This is a genomic window from Agromyces sp. NPDC056965 (genome assembly GCF_042673425.1).
Taxonomy (GTDB): Bacteria; Actinomycetota; Actinomycetes; order Actinomycetales; family Microbacteriaceae; genus Agromyces.
Map to the genome: position 1 here is coordinate 58,398 of NZ_JBHURI010000004.1, position 18,423 is coordinate 76,820.

Genomic DNA, 18,423 nt, shown 5'->3' on the forward strand with positions numbered 1-18,423 from the left:
CGCGGGCGTCCGGCGACCTCGCAGCTTTCCCCGATCTCCCGGGGGTCAGGCCGCGTCGGCGCCCTCGAGATACAGGCTCGCGACGAACGCGTCGATCGCGGCTCGTGCCGGATCGCCCATCATCTCGCCGACCGCGTAGACCGCGAATGCGAGCTCGGTGCCGTCGGCGGCCCGCACGATGCCGCCGAGGGAGCACACGATGTTGATGTAGCCGGTCTTCGCGCGGACCGCGTCGCCGACGATCGCGTCGTCGCCCGTGAAGCGACGGCGGTTGAAGGTGCCGTTCGGGCCGGTGGTCGGCAGCATGTCGTCGATCACGCCGAGCCCGTGCTCGCGGCGATGCGCCAGCACCAGCAGCTCGGCCACGAAGCGCGCGGGCACCGAGTTGCGGTCGCTGAGGCCCGAGCCGTCACGGAGGGTCAGCCCATCGACGGGCAGGCCGCAGCGCGCGAGCAGGGCGGGGATCGCCCGCGAGACCCCGGCGAAGTCGGCCGACTCGCCGATCGCGATCGCCGAGAGCCGCGCGAGCGATTCCATGAGCGCGTTGTCGGAGGTCTCGAGGCCGAAGCGGATGAGCTCGGACAGCGGCGGGGAGAGGACCTCCGCGAGCACCTCGGCGGACGGGAGGGCGCGACCGCGGGTGATGCGGATGTCGCGGCCACGGCCGACGAGTTCCGCGAACGCCGTGCCGACCCGCCCGACCGGGTCCTCGCTCCTCGGGGTGTCGTCGATCGTCGGATCATCGCGATCGCCGTCGACCTGGAGCGCCGTGATGAAGGGGATGTACCCCTCGGGGCTCCGGCCCTCGACGTCCCATTCGGGCAGCCAGGGCTCACCCGAGAACAGGGAGTCGTCGAGCACGAGGTGGTCGACCGTGCCGTCGCCGATCGCCGCGAGCACGGCGTCGGCGAGGGTCTCGAGGTGCGCCGACTCGCGGTAGAACGAGGCGGTTCCGACGGGGAGCCGGGTCAGGGTGACGTCGCCTCCGCCCACGAGCACGATCTCGCCGGGCTCGGAGCCGGCGACCACCCGCGTCGCGATGCGGTGATCGGGGCCGAGGGCGGCGAGGGCCGCGGCGGAGGTGAGGAGCTTCAGCACGCTCGCGGTCGGCCCGGGGAGGTCGCCGTCGCGATCGAAGACGACCCGGCCGTCTGCGACGTCGATGACGTGGATGCGCGCCGCGCCGAGTCTCGGATCGGCACCGCTCGCCGTCGTGCGCGTCGCCACCGCTGTCATCGGTCATCCCCTCACCGCACCACTCGGGCGCAACATACGAAACGTATCTTCACTGACTGGCCAGAAGCCTACGGCACCGAGCACCTCCAGACATACGGCATTCGGAGCGGATCCCGTCGAGAACGACCGGAGTGGACCTGGGTCCATTCCGGTCCGCGCCGGAATCGGCCATGATGTGCACTGAGGCCACCCTGTCGGCGCTCGGAGGCGAGGTCACGTGGAACGCGGAACGCCCGGGCCGCCGCTCGCCCGGTCGCTCGGGGCGGCGCTGACGCTCCTGCTGTCGCTCGGCACGCTCTTCGCGCTGCTCGAGGTGGCGATGCTCCTGCCGGTCGACGCCTCGGTCTGGGTCGTCCTGCTGTTCCCCCTCGTGGCGCTCGTGTGGTTCGTCGCGGGCACGGTCGCCTGGCGACGCCGCCCGGGCAGCCGCATCGGCCTCATCATCTGGATCGGCGGCATCGCGACCCTCGTCGCCGGCCTGATCAACACGGATGCACCCATCGCCGCCGTCATGGGCGCGATCTTCGCGTCCGTGATCATCGCGGTCACGGTGCACCTGCTCCTCGCGTTCCCGAGCGGGCGCCTGCCCGACACCCGCTCGCGAGTGATCGTCGTCGCCGCGTACCTCACCGCGACGGTGCTGCAGATGCCGACGGCCGTCTTCGCCGCCGGGATCCTCGAGCCGTTCGGCGTACCGATGGATGCCGAGCTGGCCGGGACCGGCGCCACCGTGCAGCGCATCGCCGCCTTCGCACTGTCGGTCGCGACCGCGTTCGTGCTCGTGGACCGCCTGCGCCGCGCCTCCCCGGCTCGACGGCGGGTGCTCGCTCCGCTCTACGGCTACGGCGTCGGCTCGGTGCTGCTCATCCCGACCGTCGCCCTCGCACTCGGCCCGCTGCCACTGACCGTCGTCGCGGCGATCCAGCTGGCGCTCGTCGCCGGCATCGCCGTCGCCTTCGCGGTGGGCGTGATGGTCGGCGGCTTCGAACGCACCGCGGAGGCCGAGGAACTCGCGGCGTGGCTCGGCGCCGAGGAGCCCGGCCGCGCACCGCTGCGCGCCGCGATCGCACGCGCGCTCGGCGACCCGAGCGTCGACGTCGTCTACTGGCTGCCGGTGCGCGACGGATTCGTCGACGATCGCGGGGTCACCGTCGACCTCCCGAACCGCGACGGCCGCGATGCCGTGGTCATCGAGTCCGCCGGGCTGCCGGTGGGCGCGATCATCTACGACGCCTCGCTGCTGCCCGAGCCGGGTCGGGTGAAGGCCGTCGGCCGCGTCGCGGCGATCGCCATCGCCCGCGAGCGCCTCACCACCGAACTGCGCACGAGCCAGACCGCGCTGCGGCACTCGAGGGTGCGCCTCGTCGAGGCCGCCGACCGCGAGCGCCTGCGCATCGCGAAGGACCTCCACGACGGCCTGCAGGTGCAGCTCGTGCTGCTCGCCCTCGAGGCCGGCCGCATCGAGGGCGGTGCCGACGACGCGGCGGCTCGGCTCGAGGCGGCCGAGCTGCGGAAGGGCATCGAGGCGGCGGCCGATGCCCTGCGCCGCCTCGTGCACGACGTGATGCCCGCCGCCCTCGTCGAGCGCGGGCTCGTGCTCGCAGCCGAGGACCTCGTCGACCGCATGCCGATCCCCACACGACTCGAGACGAGCGGCCTCGAGTCCCCGCTCGAGGCGATGGTCACGAACGTCGCCTACTTCATCGTCGCCGAGGGGCTCGCGAACACTGCCAAGCACGCGAGGGCCGCCTCGGCCTCGGTGCGGCTCGTCCGCCGGGCCGACGTGCTCACGATCGAGGTCGCCGACGACGGCATCGGCGGCGCCACCGACCGACACGATCGAGGCCTCGCCGGGCTCGGCGACCGCATCGACGCGATCGGCGGGCGGATGTCGCTCGCGAGCCCGCCCGGCGGCGGCACACTGCTCACCGCGGAGCTGCCATGCAGGTCGTGATCGCCGAGCGTCACCGCGGAGCTGCCATGCGCATCAAGACCACGGAGCTGCCATGCGGGTCGTGATCGCCGAGCGTCACCGCGGAGCTGCCATGCGCATCAAGACAACGGAGCTGCCATGCGGGTCGTGATCGCCGAGCGTCACCGCGGAGCTGCCATGCGCATCAAGACCACGGAGGTGCCATGCGGGTCGTGATCGCCGAGGACGAGGTGCTGCTCCGGCAGGGGCTGCGGCTCCTGCTCGAGGAGGGCGGGTTCGACGTGGTCGCTGCGGTCGGCGACGGGGACGCGCTCATGGCCGAGGTCGGCGCCCACCGCCCCGACCTCGTGATCACCGACATCCGGATGCCGCCGTCGAACAACGACGAAGGGCTGCGCGCCGCGGTCCGCATCCGCGAGGAGCACCCCGACACCGCGATCGTCGTGCTCTCGCAGTACGTGCAGCGCCGGTACGCGATCGAACTGCTCGACGGCCGCGCCGCTCGCGTCGGCTACCTGCTGAAGCAGCGCATCGCCGACATCCCCGCCTTCCGCGACGACCTGCACCGCGTGGTCGACGGCGGCACGGCGCTCGACCCCGAGATCGTCGCCGTGCTCATGTCGCGTGCCGGCCGCGGCGCCGGGGTCGTGCGCGAGCTCACGCCGCGGCAGCGGGAGGTGCTCGCCTACATGGCGGAGGGCCGATCGAACGCCTGGATCGGACAACGGCTCGTGCTCACCGAGAAGGCGATCGTGCAGCACACCTCGAACATCTACGACGCGCTCGGGCTGCCCGTCGCCGCCGACGACCACCGGCGGGTGCTCGCGGTCATCCGCTATCTCGACGGTGTCGCCGGTTGAGCCCGCCGGGCTCGCGCTCCGGCCCGATCCGGGCGTGCGCACACCGGCGACCTAGGCCCATGGCGGCTCCGCTCACGGGCGGCCAGAGTGTTGGCTGCGCGATCGATGCGCGCGACCGAGAGGATCTGCCATGGCCCTGTCCGCTGCCATCCCGATGACGAATGCCGCGATCGGCGTCGCCCGCGCCGCCGACCTGATCTCCCCCGCCCTCGCGGCGAGGGTCTCCGCGCCGATGTTCGGAAGCTCCCGACCGGTGCGCCGGGTCCACGCCTCCGAACGCGGCGTCCACGAGACCGCGAGCCGGCGCCCGCTGCGACTCCCGGGCGGCGAGGGCGTCGCCTACGAATGGGGATCCGGTCATCGCACCGTGCTGCTCGTGCACGGCTGGCGCGGCCGCGCCTCCCAGTTCGCGCCGATCGTGCGGGAGCTGCGGGCGGGCGGATACCGCCTCGTCGCGTTCGACGCCCCCGCGCACGGCGACGGGTACGGGCGTCGCACGGTCATCCGCACGTGGATCGACGCGATCGACGCGATGCACGAGCGCTACGGGCCGTTCGAGGCCATCGTCGGGCACTCGCTCGGCGCCCTCACCGCGATCAACGCCGTGCGCGAGGGCGTCTCGGCGCCCCGCGTCGCGGCGATCGCCCCCGTCTCCTCGGGCAGGTACCTCTTCGACGCGTTCGCCGGCTACGTCGGCCTCAGCGAGCGGGCCGCGGAGATCCAGCGCGATCGGTATCGCGAACGCGTCTTCTCCGACTTCGAGGATCCGTGGCGCTACTTCGACGCCGTGCGCGCACCGATGCCGCCGGACATCGAGCTCCTGCTCGTGCACGACCGCGACGACGCGCAGATCGCCGCGAGCGAGAGCGAACGCCTGCACGCCGCCCACGGCGAGAACTCGCGGTTGCTGCTCACGAGCGGCCAGGGGCACGGTCGCGTGCTCGCCGCCGACCAGACCCTCGACGCCGTGAGCTCGTTCGTCGACGGCGGCATCGCGGCCATCGACCTCGACGAGATCGACGAGATCGGCGACGAGCGAGTCGTGAACTCGTTCGCCTGAGTCCGCGCGAGCGGGAGCGGGGGCGGGCCGCTCCCGCTCGTCGCGTCACCGCGGACACCCCGCCGTCGGCCGGCGCCCGTAGGCTCGAGACGCCCATGAACGAGCATCGCAACGAGCCGCAGAGCGCTTCCCCCTCCGCCCCGAAGGACGCGTCCGCCCCGACGCACGCCTCCGCCTCGAAGGACGCGTCCGCCCCGACGACCGCGCCACGAGCCGGCGTCGACCGCGAGATCCTCCGGCTCGCGGTGCCCGCGCTCGGCGCGCTCATCGCCGAGCCCCTCTTCCTCCTCGCCGACACCGCGATGATCGGCCACCTCGGCGCCATTCCCCTCGCCGGCCTCGGCCTCGCGAGCGCGGTGCTGCAGACGATCATCGGCCTGATGGTGTTCCTCGCCTACGCCACCACACCCGCCGTCGCGCGCCGGGTCGGGCTCGGCGACGTGCGGGGCGCCGTCGCCTCGGGCATCGACGGGCTCTGGCTCGCACTCGGCATCGGCCTCGTGCTCGCCGTCGCCGGGTGGTTCGCCGCGCCGGCCCTCGTCGGGCTCTTCGGCGCCTCCGAGGCGGTGACGGCCGAGGCATCCGTCTACCTGTCGATCTCGATGGCCGGGCTGCCCGCGATGCTCATCGTGTTCGCGGCCACCGGGCTGCTGCGCGGTCTGCAGGACACGCGCACACCGCTCTGGGTCGCGGGCATCGGCTTCGCGGTGAACATCGCGCTGAACTACGTCTTCATCTACGTCGCCGGCTGGGGCATCGCCGGGTCGGCCCTCGGCACCGTCGTCGCGCAGTGGGGCATGGTGGCCGTCTACCTCGTCGTCGTCGCCCGGCACGCCGCCCGCGCCGGCGCGAGCCCGTGGCCGCATCATGCGGGCGTGCTCCGCGGCGCGGCATCCGGCGGCTGGCTGTTCCTCCGCACGCTGAGCCTGCGGCTCGCCCTCCTGCTCGCGACGTGGTCGGCCACGTCGCTCGGCTCCAACGAGCTCGCGGCCTTCCAGGTCGCGATGACGATCTACTTCACGATCGGCTTCGCGCTCGACGCCCTCGCCATCGCGGCGCAGGCGCTCATCGGCCGCGACCTCGGCGCCGGCGACGTCGCCGGCGTGCGCGCGGTGCTGCGCCGCTGCCTGCAGTGGGGCCTCGGCAGCGGCGCCGTGATCGGCGTCCTGTTGCTCGCGACGGCCTGGGTGCTGCCGTCGCTCTTCACGAGTTCGGCGGATGTCGCGGCGCTCCTGCCCCCCACGCTCGTGGTGCTCGCGCTCTCGGCCCCGCTCGGCGGCATCGTGTTCGTGCTCGACGGCGTGCTCATCGGCGCCGGCGACGCCCGCTACCTCGCCTGGACGGGCATCGTGAACCTCGTCGTGTTCGTGCCGCTCGCCCTCTGGGTGGTCGCCGTCGCGCCGGCCGGTGCCGCCGGTCCGGCATGGCTCATGGCCGCGTTCGCGATCGGCTACCTCGGGGCGCGGGCGGTCACGCTCGGCCTGCGAGCACGAGGCGCGAGCTGGATGGTGGTCGGCGCCGGACGCTGAGGGCGCCGGGCCGACGCACGCTCAGGCGGCCGGCGCTCAGGCTCCCGGCGCTCAGGCGGCCGGCTCGCCCAGCCACTCGCGCGCCGCGGCGACGAGCGCATCGACCCCGGCGCCGAGCGTGGGCTCGATGAGCGGGGCGAAGTACGGCGAGTGGTTCGACGGGATGTCGTCGGGCATGCGGCCGGTGGCGAGCGCGTCGCCGAAGAGCGACGGGTCCGAGCCGCCGAGGAACCAGTACACGAGCGGCACGCCGGCGGCCGTGGCGAGCACGCCGACGTCTTCACTGCCCGAGATCACGCCGGGGTCGATGACCCGCTGCTCGCCGAGCACCGCGCGCAGCGCCGCCGCGGTGCGCTCGGTCGCGGCCGGTTCGTTCACCGTGACCGGGAAGCGCTCCTCGTAGTCGAACTCGGGTTCGCGCGGCGCACCCGAGGCCGCGGCCTCCGCGCGGGCGATGCGCTCGATCGCCGAGATCACCTTCGTGCGCACGGTCTCGTCGAAGGTGCGGATGCTGAGCCCGAGGGTCGCCTCCGCCGGGATGATGTTGTTCTTCAGGCCCGCGTGGATCTGGCCGACGGTCACCACCGCGGCATCCGTCGCCGCCAGCTCGCGGGCGACGATGCCCTGCAGGCGCACGACCGTCGATGCCGCGAGGTAGGCGGGGTCGACCGTCGTCTCGGGCCGGGAGCCGTGCCCGCCGGTGCCGTGCAGGCGGATCGTGAGCGAGTCGGCGCCGGCCATCGCGACGCCGCCGCGCACCGCGGCGAACCCGGCGGGGAACGGGGCGACGTGCTGGCCGAGCACGACGTCGGGCTTCGGGATCCGGTCGTAGAGCCCGTCGGCGATCATCTCCTCGGCGCCGCCGCCCCACTCCTCGGCGGGCTGGAACAGCGAGACGAGGGTGCCCGACCATGCGGCCCGGTCGGCGACGAGTCGCTCGGTGGCGCCGAGCAGGCACGTGACGTGCACGTCGTGGCCGCACGCGTGCATGACCGGCACGTCGTGCCCGTCGGGGTCGGTGCCGCGAGCGGTGCTCGCGTACGGCAGGCCGGTGGCCTCGAGCACGGGCAGGCCGTCCATGTCGGCGCGGAGCAGCACGACCGGGCCGTCGCCGTTCTCGAGCACGCCCACGACGCCGGTCCGTCCGATGCCCTTCGTCACCGTCAGCCCGAGCGCCTCGAGCGTCTCGGCCACGATGCCGGCGGTGCGGTGCTCCTGGAACGAGAGCTCGGGGTTGGCGTGCAGGTCGCGGTAGACGGCAGCGAGGTCGAGGGTCATGCCGTCAGCCTAGGGGCGGAGAAGCGGCGGGCTCACGCCCCGCGCTCGGCGCGCCACTCGACGAGCAGCTCCGGCATGCGCCGCTGGATGAAGAGGAAGAAGTCGCTCATCTCGGCGATGCGCTGCGAGGCGAGCGAGTCGGGGTCGTCGATCGCGGCGACGGCCTTCGACGCGAGCACCTCGAGGTGGTCGTAGAGCGGGTTCTTGCCCATCGTCACCGTGTACCAGGCGTGCTCGGGCAGCTCGTAGAGCACGCGTCGCGACCCGGGCTGCGAGACCCGGCGCACCATCCGCAGGGTCTGCAGGTAGCGCACCGCCCCCGAGATCGCGGCGGCGCTCGCGACGAGCTGGTCGCTCAGCTCCCGCGCTGTGAGCCCGGTGGACTCTGCAGCGATGAGCGCCATCAGCACGCGCGCCGGCATGCGTGGGAAGCCCGCCTCGGCCATCGCCGCGGCGGACTGCTCGACGAACTCGTTCATCGCCTGTTCGTCTCGCGCCATGCTCCCCATCCTCACAGAATCGGCGGGGCGTCCGGCGGACGCCCCGCGCCCGCGTTCACCCGCCGAGTGCCAGATCCCGTCGCCGCACGAGCGCGGTGGCCCCCGCCGCCACGACGACCGCGATGCCGGCCATCACCCACGCCGCGGTCCAGTCGATCGTCTCGGCGGTGACGATCGGCGTGTGGCTGAACGGCGAGACGTCGCGCAGCCACTCCGGGAATCCGAAGAGCCCGCCGAACTGGCCGAGCACGATCGCGACGAGCAGCACCGCCCAGCCGAGGGCGATCGAGGCCCGCGGCACGAGGGCGAACACGAGGGCGGCGACCGCGACGATCACGAGGCAGGCCGGCAGCTGGGCGAGCCCTGCCTCGGCGACGGTCGACATGCGCTCACCGGCATCCGGCGAGCCGATGAGCCCGACGAAGGCGCCGAGCACCGCGAAGGCGAGCACCCCGGCGACCGAGACGGCGCCGATCAGGAGGTAGGCCGAGAACCAGCGGAAGCGGGAGACGGGTGCGGCGAGCACGAGCTCTGCGGTGCCGCCCGCTTCGTCCTGTCGGGCGCGCATGACCGCCTGCACGCCGCCGACCGCGGCGAGCACGCCCACGAGGCCGAAGAGCCCGGTCGTGAAGAGGTCGATGAGGCCGCCCTCGGCGTTCGGCCCGGCCAGCGAGGCGAGGGTGTCGCTGATCGCCTGCCCCGCCTCCTCGCCGTCGGGCGTGTTCACGAGGTCGACGACCGTCTGCCCCACGGCACCGAGCACGAGGCCGAAGAGCGCGCCGCCGACGACCCAGCCGATGACCGGGTTCCGGAGCGTGCGCCAGACGAGGCCGATCGGGCCCGAGAGGCTCAGCGGCGCGTGCAGGCGCCCGGCTCGCTCGGGCACGATGCTCGAGTCGAGGTCGCGGTGCGACTGCAGCCACGCCGAAGCGGCGAAGAGCACGCCCCCGAGCCCGACGCAGAGCGCGAGCGGCCAGACGAGCTGGTGCGTGTACGGCGCGACGGCCTGCCCCCAGCCGATGGGGCTCAGCCAGCTCCACCAGCCCGCCTCCATGCTGAGGCCGTCGGGTTGCACGGTGCCCGTGGCATCGCCCATCGCGCGAAGGGCGTAGCCGAGGGTCACGATCGCGGCCGCGAGGCCGTTCGCGCCGCGCGGGGTGCGCATGAGCTGGGCGCACGCGAGCCCGACGCCGAGGTAGGCGATGCCCACGGCCGACATGGCCGCGCCGTAGAGGAGGGCGCCCGAGGCATCCGCGCCGTACGCCCAGGCCACGCCGCCCATGATCGCGCCGACGAGCGCGCTCAGGATGACGCCCTCGAGCGCCGTCGCGAGGAGCGGCGCGATGCGACCGGCGGGCGTCGAGCCGACGAGCTCGGCCCGGCCCGCCTCCTCGTCGCCGCGCGTGTGGCGCACGGCGAGGAAGGTCATCATCAGTCCGATCATGAGCCCGAGGAAGCCGAACAGCAGGAAGAACTGGAACGCGTCGGGCGCGGTGCCCTGCGGAGTGCCGCGGAGCATCAGGATGGCCGGACTCATGATGACCAGCCGGATGACGCTCGCCCGCTCGGCCTCGTCGCCGTAGGTCTCGGTGACGGCGGCGTGGCCGACGACCTCGAGCAGCGCGAAGAGGGCGAGCCACACGACGATCTGCACGCGGTCGCGCCGGAACCGCGCGAGCAGCAGGGTGGGCAGGGTGTTCATCGCACGCCCTCGAGGCTCGAGCGAGCGGACTCGTCGACCTCATCGTGGTAGTGCCGCATGAACAGCTCCTCGAGCGAGGGCGGGTTCACCGTGACCCCCGTGGCGCGCAGGCGAGCGAGGGCCGCGAGCACCTCGGGCATGGCGTCGGAGTCGGCGGTGAAGCGCACGCGAGCACCGTCGACCACGAGGTCGTGCGCGCCGGGGATGGCCGCGAACCCGCCCGGGTCGAGCCCCTCGCCGGCGAAGGAGATCTCGGTGCGGGTGAGGTGGCGGAGCTCGGCGAGGGTGCCCGTCTCGACGGTGCGCCCGGCGCGGATGATGCTCACGCGGTCGCACAGGTGCTCGACCTCGGACAGGATGTGGCTCGACAGCAGCACGGTCGCACCGTCGCCGAGGAGCGCCGCGATCTCCTGCCGGAAGACCGCCTCCATGAGGGGGTCGAGGCCCGAGGTGGGCTCGTCGAGGATGTAGAGGTCGGCGGGCGTCGCGAGGGCGGCGATGAGGGCGACCTTCTGCCGGTTGCCCTTCGAGTAGGTGCGGCCCCTCTTCGTCGGGTCGAGCTGGAAGGCCTCGGCGAGTTGCTCGCGCCGCGCCGCGTAGGCGCGCTTGTCTGTCGCGCCCCCGCGGAGGCGAGTGAGCAGGTCGATCGACTCCCCGCCCGAGAGGTTCGACCAGAGGTTCACGTCGCCCGGCACGTAGGCGATGCGGCGGTGCAGCTCGACGGCGTCGCGCCAGGGGTCGCGGCCGAAGAGCGTCGCGTGGCCGCCACTGGACCGGATCAGGCCGAGCAGCACGCGAATGGTGGTGGACTTCCCCGCGCCGTTCGGGCCGAGGAACCCGTGCACCTCGCCGGCTTCGACACTGAGGTCGAGCCCGTCGAGTGCACGCACGCGGCCGAAGCTCTTCTCGAGGCCGCGTGTTTCGATGAGGGTGTTCATGCGGCCGAGACTACGCCTGATTCACAAATTTGTGAATCTTCCTAACGGAACCCTAACGGCCGGGTATGACGGATGCCGCGGGGCGGGTCAGTCCGCCGCGCGGGGCGGGTCAGACCGCAGCGCGGCGGGTCGGCCCGCCGCGGGGCGGGTCAGACCGACGCGGATCGCGGCGGCGCCGTCGTGTCGCCGACGTGGAGCGTGCTCGTGAAGCACCTCGACTCCGGCGGTTCGCCCGCGAGCATCTGCACGACGGCCTCGCCCGCCGCGCGCCCCTTCGCGACCGAGGGCTGCGCGAGCGTCGTGAGGTCGTGCTGCAGGCCGTCGACCCGGATGCCGTCGAAGCCGAGCACGCTGAGGTCGGCCGGCACCTGCATGCCGAGCTCCTCGGCCGCCTGGATGACCCCCGCGGCGAGCAGGTCGCTCTGGGCGATGATCGCGGTCGGCCGGTCGGCCGCATCCGCGAGCAGCGCCCGCGCGGCCTCGAGCCCCTCCTCGATCGAACTCGCGCCGGCGACGCGCCCCGTCGCCTCGGGGAACACCGCGCGGACTCCCGCGAGACGCTGGCTCGCGGTGGCGGCGGTACTCGACTGCAGCAGTTCGTCGGTGAGCGGCCCACGGGTGCGTGCCGCGTCGAAGGGCAGGGTCACGACCGCGACATCCGTGTGGCCCAACTGTCGCAGGTACTCGGCACCGCGCCGGGTCGCCTGGAGGTTGTCGATCGAGATCTCGGGGATGTCCTCGCCGGTCTCCCCCTCGATGGCGACGGCCGGGATGCCGCGGCGTCGCAGCGCCTCGATCGAGACGGCGAGACGCGGGCTGCAGCCGATGAGCACGACCGCGTCGACCGGCGCGCTCTCGATGCTGACGGCGTTCTCGCCCGCCTCGCCGGTGTCGGTGAGGAGCAGCAGGCCCGCGCCGAGCGGCGCGATGCCCTCGGAGATGCCGTCGAGCATCTGGATCTTCACGGGGTCGAGGAACGCCGCGCGCACCCGCTCCTCGAGCACCACGCCGACGATGCCCGACCGCCCGCGGCGCAGCGACCGGGCGCGCGGGTCGGGGCCGGCGTAGCCGAGCTCGGATGCCGCGGCGAGCACCCGCTCCTTCGTGGCATCCGAGACAGGGCCGGAGCCGCTGAAGGCGAGCGAGGCGGTCGACTGCGAGACCCCGGCGCGCGCCGCGACATCGGCGAGCGTCGGGCGGGGAGCTGCATCGGGCTGCATGCGCCCGAGTCTAGGCCGAATCGATTCGATCCGGCACTCGCGGGGCGGAGGACGCCCGAGTGCGCGGCATCCCCTAGGCTCGGCCGCATGTCGAGAACCGCCCTCATCACCGGTGCGAGCTCCGGGCTCGGCGCCGAGTTCGCCCGACAGCTCGCCGCCACCGGCGCCCACCTCGTGCTCGTGGCGCGCGACCGCACCGCCCTCGACGAGCTCGCCGCGCGAATCCGTCGCACGCACGGCGTCGAGGTCGAGGTGCTGCGCGCCGACCTGCTGAAGCCGCGACACCTCGATCGGGTCGTCGCGCGCCTCTCCGACCCCGAGCGGCCCGTCGACCTGCTCGTGAACAACGCGGGCTTCGGCCTGCCGCTCGACTTCGCCGGCAATGACATCGACGACGAGGTGCGCCACCTCGAACTGCACGTCGAGGTCCCCATGCGCCTCAGCCACGCGGCGCTCCGCGCGATGCTCCCCCGCAAGCGCGGCCGCATCATCAACGTCGCCTCGGTCGCCGCGTTCATCCCGAGATCGACGTACGGGGCGTGCAAGGGCTGGCTCGTCGCGTTCAGCGAGTGGGCGAACGGCCGGTACGGACCGCAGGGAGTCACGACGACCGCGGTGTGCCCGGGCTACACGCACACCAACTTCCACGAGCGACTGGGGCTGCCGCCGGGGCAGGAGGGCATTCCGGGCTGGATGTGGCTCGACGCCCGAACGGTCGTCGCCGAGGGCCTGCGCGACGCCGCGCGCGGCAAGGCCGTCTCGGTGCCCTCGTTCCGGTACCGGGCGATCGTCGCCCTCAGCCGCTTCGCGCCCCGCTCGCTGGGCGCCCGGGTCGGCGCGCGCGGACGCTGACGCCGACCACAGCTCCTGCTCGGCCTACTCCGCCGCCGCCGTCACCTCGTCGCGAGCAGCGACGAAGGCGGCGACGCAACGACGGATCTCGTCATCGGAGTGCGCGGCCGAGAGCTGCACGCGGATGCGCGCGGCGCCTCGGGGCACGACCGGGAAGCTGAACGCCGTGACGTACACCCCGTGCCGCTGCAGCGCATCGGCCATGCGGGCCGTGAGCGCGGCGTCGCCGAACATGACGGGAACGATCGGGTGCTCGCCGGGCAGCAGCTCGAACGAGGCATCCGCCATCAGTGAACGGAAGAGCGCCGCGTTCGCCCGCAGCTTCTCGCGCAGCTCGCCCGAGGAGGCGAGCAGCTCGAGCGCCTGGATCGTGCCGGCCACGATCGCGGGCGCGAGCGTGTTCGAGAAGAGGTAGGGCCGCGCGCGCTGGCGGAGCAGGTCGACGATCTCCTGGCGGGCGGCGACGTACCCGCCGGATGCCCCGCCGAGCGCCTTTCCGAAGGTGCCGGTCGTGATGTCGACCCTGCCCTCGACGCCGCAGTGCTCCGGCGTGCCGCGCCCGTGCTCGCCGACGAAGCCGACGGCGTGCGAGTCGTCGACGAACACGAGCGCGCCGTACTCGTCGGCGAGGTCGCAGATCTCGGCGAGGGGTGCGATGTAGCCGTCCATCGAGAAGACGCCGTCGGTCACGATCACCCGGCGACGGGCATCGGATGCCGCGATCAGCTGCGCCTCGAGGTCGGCGAGGTCGCGGTTCTTGTACCGGTAGCGCCGGGCCTTCGAGAGGCGGATGCCGTCGATGATCGAGGCGTGGTTCAACTCGTCGGAGATGATCGCGTCGTCGGGCCCGAAGAGCACCTCGAACACGCCGCCGTTCGCGTCGAAGCACGAGGAGAAGAGGATCGTGTCGTCGTAGCCGAGGAACTCGGAGACGCGCTGCTCGAGCTCGAGGTGCAGCTCCTGCGTGCCGCAGATGAAGCGGACGCTCGCGAGGCCGTAGCCCCACTCGTCGAGGCCCGTGTGCGCCGCCGCGACGATGCGCGGGTCGTTCGCGAGGCCGAGGTAGTTGTTGGCGCAGAAGTTCAGCACCTCGCGCCCCGCGACCTCGATCTCGGAGGACTGCGGTCCGTGGATGCCGCGCTCGCGCTTCGTGAGGCCGGCGGCCTCGATCTCGTCGAGCTCGGCGCGCAGCTGCTGCTTCACCGTTCCGTACATGTCTACAGCTCCGTCCAGTCGAGGATGACCTTGCCCACGCCGCCCGAGGCGGCCGCATCGAACGCCGCCCGCCACTCGCGGGCCGGGTAGCGGTCGCTGATGATCGAGGCGACGCGCGAGCGCAGCTGCGGGCTCGTCTGCAGCATCGCGCTCATGGAGTTCCACGTCTCGAACATCTCGCGCCCGTAGATGCCCTTCATCGTGAGCATGTGGGTGACGACCTTGCCCCAGTCGATCGCGAACGGCTCGGCGGGCAGGCCGAGCAGCGCCATGCGCCCGCCGTGGTTCATGTTCTCGATCATCTCGGGCAGCGCCTTCGCCGATCCCGACATCTCGAAGCCGACGTCGAAGCCCTCGCGCATGCCGAGGCGCTCCTGCGCCGAGCGAACGCGCTCCTTCGACACGTCGACCACGGCGTCGGCGCCCATCGCGAGCGCGAGCTCGAGTCGGGCGGGCGAGACATCCGTCGCGACGATGAAGCGGGCCCCCACGTGCCTGGCCACGGCGATCGACATGAGCCCGATGGGGCCGCAGCCCGTCACGAGCACGTCTTCGCCGACCACCGAGAACGCGAGCGCCGTGTGCACGGCGTTGCCGAAGGGGTCGAAGATCGCCCCGACCTCGGGCTCGATCGAGGCGTGGTGCACCCACACGTTCTCGCCCGGGATGACGATGTACTCCGCGAAGGCGCCGTCGCGGTGCAGCCCCACGCCCTTCGTGCGGATGCACATCTGGCGGCGGCCGGCGCGGCAGTTGCGGCACATGCCGCACACGATGTGGCCCTCGCCCGAGACGCGGTCGCCGACGGCGACGTCGTGCACGAGCGGCCCGACCTCGACGACCTCGCCGAAGAACTCGTGGCCGGGGATGAGCGGCGCGGCGATCGTCGACGCGGCCCAGTCGTCCCACTTCTCGATGTGCAGGTCGGTGCCGCAGATCCCGGTGCGGAGCACCCGGATCTTCACGTCGGCCGGACCCGTCTCGGGCTCCGGTCGATCGACGTACTCCAGGCCGGCGCCGGGGGCGGGTTTGAAGAGGGCCTTCATCGCAGGAAACTCCAGTGTTCAGAACATGAACCGCTGGGTGCGGCGGCTCATGCGAGTGGTCCGGTGGGTGCGCCGGATGACTCAGCCATCGTACCGGCGATGCGGCGGATGACTCAGCGCCGCGGTGCGCCGACGTGCGCTCGGTCGCCCATCGATGGCCGGCACCAGGCACGAGGCTCGGCGCGATCTTCGGACAGATTGTAGCGCGTGACGTGTGATATATGACACTATGACCGCGGTGCGTCGACGACGACGCGCCGCCCCGGTCCGAGACCGGGGATCGCACAGGGTCGGGGAACCTGCAGCGCCGGTTCGCTCGATCCGAAGCAGATGATCAGGAGTCGACGATGACCCAACCCATCCGACGACGCGCATCCAGCACAGCCATCGCGCTGTCGCTCGTGCTCGCATTCAGCCTCGGCGCCCCGCTCGGGGCCAACGCGGCGGCACCGCCCGATCCGGTTCCGTCGGGCTCGGGCCCGGCGGCCGACACCGGGTCCCCATCCGCCACGGGATCGGGCGACGCGCTCCTCCCCGCGCCCGATGCCGAGCCCGCGGCACCGCTCACGGCCAATGCCGCCGTGCACCGCACCGAGGCCGGCGACGAGGTCGCCGTTCCCGAGCGGCCCTCCGCCGGCAGCCCCAGCGCGGCGGGGCGGCAGGCGTCCGCCGCCGACACCTGCTCGACGGCGGACTTCGCCGCAGCCGGCGGCCAGGCGCTCGTCGACCTCGTCACCGCGAGCCCGATCGACTGCGTCAACGCGCTCTTCCTCGTGAAGGGCGCCGACGCCAAGGCGATCTTCGCCGAAGCGCAGATGGTCACGATCGCGAACGCGCTCCGCTCCGTCGCCTCCTCCTACCCGGGTGACAACTCGACGTCGGCCGGCCAGCTCGTGCTCTTCCTCCGGGCGGGCTACTACGTGCAGTACTACGACGCGGCGAACGTGGGCGAGTACGGGACGGCGCTGTCGCAAGCGGCGGCCGGTGCGCTCGACGCCTTCTTCGGCAACCCGCGCTCGCGCGACGTCACCGACGCCAATGGCGAGGTGCTCGGCGAGGCCGTCATCCTCATCGACAGCGCGGTGCTCAACGACCGCTACCTCGACGTCGTCGAGCGGCTGCTCACCGAGTACGACGCCGAGTACGAGGCGTCGTGGTGGATGCGCAATGCCGTGAACAATGTGTTCACGGTGCTGTTCCGCGGCCACCAGGTGCCCGAGTTCGTCGCCGCCGTGGCAGCGGATCCGTCGATCCTCACCACCCTGCACGACTTCGCCGTCGCCCACCTCGACCGGCTCGGCGGCGACTCGGCCTTCCTGCCGACGAACGCGGGCCGCGAGCTCGCCCGCTTCCTCGGCGACGACTCGGTGCGCGCCGCGGCGAAGCCGCTCGTGGCCGACCTGCTCACGCGCACCTCGCTCGACGGGCCGACCGCCCAGCTGTGGGTCGCTCTCGGCCAGATGGCGAACTACTACGACCCCGAGGCGTGCGCCGACTACGGCACCTGCGACCTCTCCGACCGCGTCGCCGACGCCGTGCTCGTCACCGAGCACGAGTGCTCCTCGAGCATCACGATCCGCGCCCAGGAGATCAGCGCCGAACAGCTCGCCGCGAGCTGCTCGAGCCTGCTCGCGCAGGACCGGTACTTCCACGCGGTCGCGAAGGATCCGGGGCCGGTGCCGAACGACGTGAACTCCAGCATCGAGGTCGTCGTGTTCGACTCGAGCAGCGACTACCAGAGCTACGCGGGGGCCATCTTCGGCATCGACACGAACAACGGCGGGATGTACCTCGAGGGCGACCCCTCGGCGGCCGACAACGTGGCGCGATTCATCGCCTACGAGGCGGAGTGGCTCCGCCCGGCGTTCGCGGTGTGGAACCTGAACCACGAGTACACCCACTACCTCGACGGCCGGTTCGACATGCACGGCGACTTCGAGGAGGGGATGCAGACGCCCACCATCTGGTGGGTCGAGGGCTTCGCCGAGTTCATCTCGTACCACTACCGGGGTGAGGACTACACGGCAGCGCAGGCGGCGGCCGCGCAGGGCACCTATACGCTCAGCCAGCTCTTCGACACGAACTACGACCACGGCCAGGAGCGGGTCTACCGCTGGGGCTACCTCGCCGTCGCCTTCATGCTCAACGAGCGCCCCGCCGAGCTGCAGACCATCCTCGGCTCGTACCGTGCCGGCGAATGGGACGCGGCCCGCACCTACATCACCGACACGATCGGCACGCGGTACGACGCCGACTTCGCCGCGTACCTCGCGCGCTGCGCTGCGGGCGAGTGCAGCGCCGACCTCGGCGGCGGCACCGACCCGGTCAACCGCGTGCCGGTGGCGTCGTTCGGCATCTCGGTCGACGGCTTGAACGTCGGCTTCACCGACACCTCGACCGACGAGGACGGCGCGATCGCTTCGCGCCGCTGGCAGTTCGGCGACGGACAGGAGTCGACCGAGGCGAGCCCGACGGTCGCCTTCGCCGCGGCCGGCACGTACTCGGTCACGCTGACGGTGACCGACGACGACGGGGCGACCGGCACGGTCACGCTCCCCGTCACGGTCGCGGACGGCGGCACCCCGGCACTCCCCGAGTGCACGGCGTCCGACCTCCGTCAGCTCGACGACGGATGCAGCCGCTCGGGGCGCTCCGCCGCACGCGGTGACACCGACGGCCTGTTCATCTGGATTCCGGCGGGCACCGCGCAGGTGACCGTCACGACGACGGGCGGCACCGGCGACGCCGACCTCTACTACAACTGCTACGGCTGGGCCGACGCGAACGCGCACGTCGCGCGCTCGACGACCCGCGGCAGCAACGAGGAGAGCGTCGTGGTCGCCTGGCCAGCAGCCGGATAGAACTACGTGGGCCTGACGGGCGTCGAGGACTTCGCGGGGGTGAGCGTCACCGCCAGCTACTGATCGAACGACCGGCGGCCGTGCGATCCGGGGATTCCCGGGCCGCACGGCCGCCGCGGTTGCGGTCCGCCGTCGCGCCAGATATCGTTCACTGATCGCCGAATCGAATCGATTCGATTCCTCACGGAATCCC

At 72.6% G+C, this 18,423-nt stretch carries 14 protein-coding genes; 6 read left to right on the forward strand and 8 right to left on the reverse strand.

The annotated features are described in order from the left end of the window. Positions 1–45: 45 nt before the first annotated feature. The gene (locus tag ACFTQE_RS02125; protein WP_376923513.1) at positions 46–1,236 is read right to left on the reverse strand and encodes a D-alanyl-D-alanine carboxypeptidase/D-alanyl-D-alanine-endopeptidase; all 1,191 of its coding nucleotides are present in this window, start codon (positions 1,234–1,236) and stop codon (positions 46–48) included. 217 nt (positions 1,237–1,453) lie between these two features. Here ACFTQE_RS02125 and ACFTQE_RS02130 point away from each other — a divergent pair, with 217 nt between their 5' ends. The 4 genes from ACFTQE_RS02130 to ACFTQE_RS02145 all read left to right on the forward strand — a co-directional run bounded on the left by ACFTQE_RS02130 (position 1,454) and on the right by ACFTQE_RS02145 (position 6,618). After that, entirely contained in the window at positions 1,454–3,190 is a 1,737-nt protein-coding gene (locus ACFTQE_RS02130) for a histidine kinase (RefSeq protein ID WP_376923514.1), read from the forward strand. A 182-nt stretch (positions 3,191–3,372) separates the two neighbouring features. Next, positions 3,373–4,029 (forward strand): response regulator, encoded by a 657-nt coding sequence (locus ACFTQE_RS02135; RefSeq protein WP_376923515.1) that lies wholly within the window; start codon positions 3,373–3,375, stop codon positions 4,027–4,029. Positions 4,030–4,159: 130 nt separating this feature from the next. After that, positions 4,160–5,089, forward strand: coding sequence for an alpha/beta hydrolase (locus ACFTQE_RS02140; protein WP_376923516.1), 930 nt, complete (start codon positions 4,160–4,162; stop codon positions 5,087–5,089). 95 nt (positions 5,090–5,184) lie between these two features. Next, a complete protein-coding gene (locus ACFTQE_RS02145; RefSeq protein ID WP_376923517.1) occupies positions 5,185–6,618 on the forward strand; it encodes an MATE family efflux transporter in 1,434 nt (477 codons plus the stop codon). 51 nt (positions 6,619–6,669) lie between these two features. Here ACFTQE_RS02145 and ACFTQE_RS02150 read toward each other — a convergent pair whose 3' ends face one another. The 5 genes from ACFTQE_RS02150 to ACFTQE_RS02170 all read right to left on the reverse strand — a co-directional run bounded on the left by ACFTQE_RS02150 (position 6,670) and on the right by ACFTQE_RS02170 (position 12,256). Beyond that, positions 6,670–7,896, reverse strand: coding sequence for an amidohydrolase (locus tag ACFTQE_RS02150; protein WP_376923518.1), 1,227 nt, complete (start codon positions 7,894–7,896; stop codon positions 6,670–6,672). Positions 7,897–7,928: 32 nt separating this feature from the next. Beyond that, the gene (locus ACFTQE_RS02155; protein ID WP_375836350.1) at positions 7,929–8,396 is read right to left on the reverse strand and encodes a GbsR/MarR family transcriptional regulator; all 468 of its coding nucleotides are present in this window, start codon (positions 8,394–8,396) and stop codon (positions 7,929–7,931) included. Positions 8,397–8,451: 55 nt separating this feature from the next. Then, on the reverse strand, positions 8,452–10,098 hold the full coding sequence (locus ACFTQE_RS02160; protein ID WP_376923519.1) for an ABC transporter permease: 1,647 nt from the start codon (positions 10,096–10,098) through the stop codon (positions 8,452–8,454). After that, the gene (locus ACFTQE_RS02165) at positions 10,095–11,036 is read right to left on the reverse strand and encodes an ATP-binding cassette domain-containing protein (protein WP_376923520.1); all 942 of its coding nucleotides are present in this window, start codon (positions 11,034–11,036) and stop codon (positions 10,095–10,097) included. The genes ACFTQE_RS02160 and ACFTQE_RS02165 overlap by 4 nt, the downstream gene beginning before the upstream one ends. Positions 11,037–11,185: 149 nt before the next feature. Then, complete coding sequence (locus ACFTQE_RS02170) at positions 11,186–12,256, reverse strand: LacI family DNA-binding transcriptional regulator (protein WP_376923521.1); 1,071 nt, start codon at positions 12,254–12,256, stop codon at positions 11,186–11,188. Positions 12,257–12,343: 87 nt separating this feature from the next. Between ACFTQE_RS02170 and ACFTQE_RS02175 the strand changes: the two genes are divergently transcribed. Continuing rightward, positions 12,344–13,108 (forward strand): SDR family NAD(P)-dependent oxidoreductase, encoded by a 765-nt coding sequence (locus ACFTQE_RS02175; protein ID WP_376923522.1) that lies wholly within the window; start codon positions 12,344–12,346, stop codon positions 13,106–13,108. Positions 13,109–13,132: 24 nt separating this feature from the next. Here ACFTQE_RS02175 and ACFTQE_RS02180 read toward each other — a convergent pair whose 3' ends face one another. Together ACFTQE_RS02180 and tdh are read right to left on the reverse strand one after the other, a co-directional pair. Continuing rightward, positions 13,133–14,323, reverse strand: coding sequence for a glycine C-acetyltransferase (locus tag ACFTQE_RS02180; RefSeq protein ID WP_376923523.1), 1,191 nt, complete (start codon positions 14,321–14,323; stop codon positions 13,133–13,135). 2 nt (positions 14,324–14,325) lie between these two features. Then, positions 14,326–15,369 (reverse strand): L-threonine 3-dehydrogenase, encoded by a 1,044-nt coding sequence (tdh, locus tag ACFTQE_RS02185; RefSeq protein WP_376923524.1) that lies wholly within the window; start codon positions 15,367–15,369, stop codon positions 14,326–14,328. A 347-nt stretch (positions 15,370–15,716) separates the two neighbouring features. Between tdh and ACFTQE_RS02190 the strand changes: the two genes are divergently transcribed. Next, positions 15,717–18,230 carry a collagenase gene (locus tag ACFTQE_RS02190; protein ID WP_376923525.1) on the forward strand — a complete coding sequence of 838 codons (2,514 nt, stop codon included), beginning with the start codon at positions 15,717–15,719 and terminating at the stop codon, positions 18,228–18,230. Positions 18,231–18,423 lie beyond the last annotated feature (193 nt).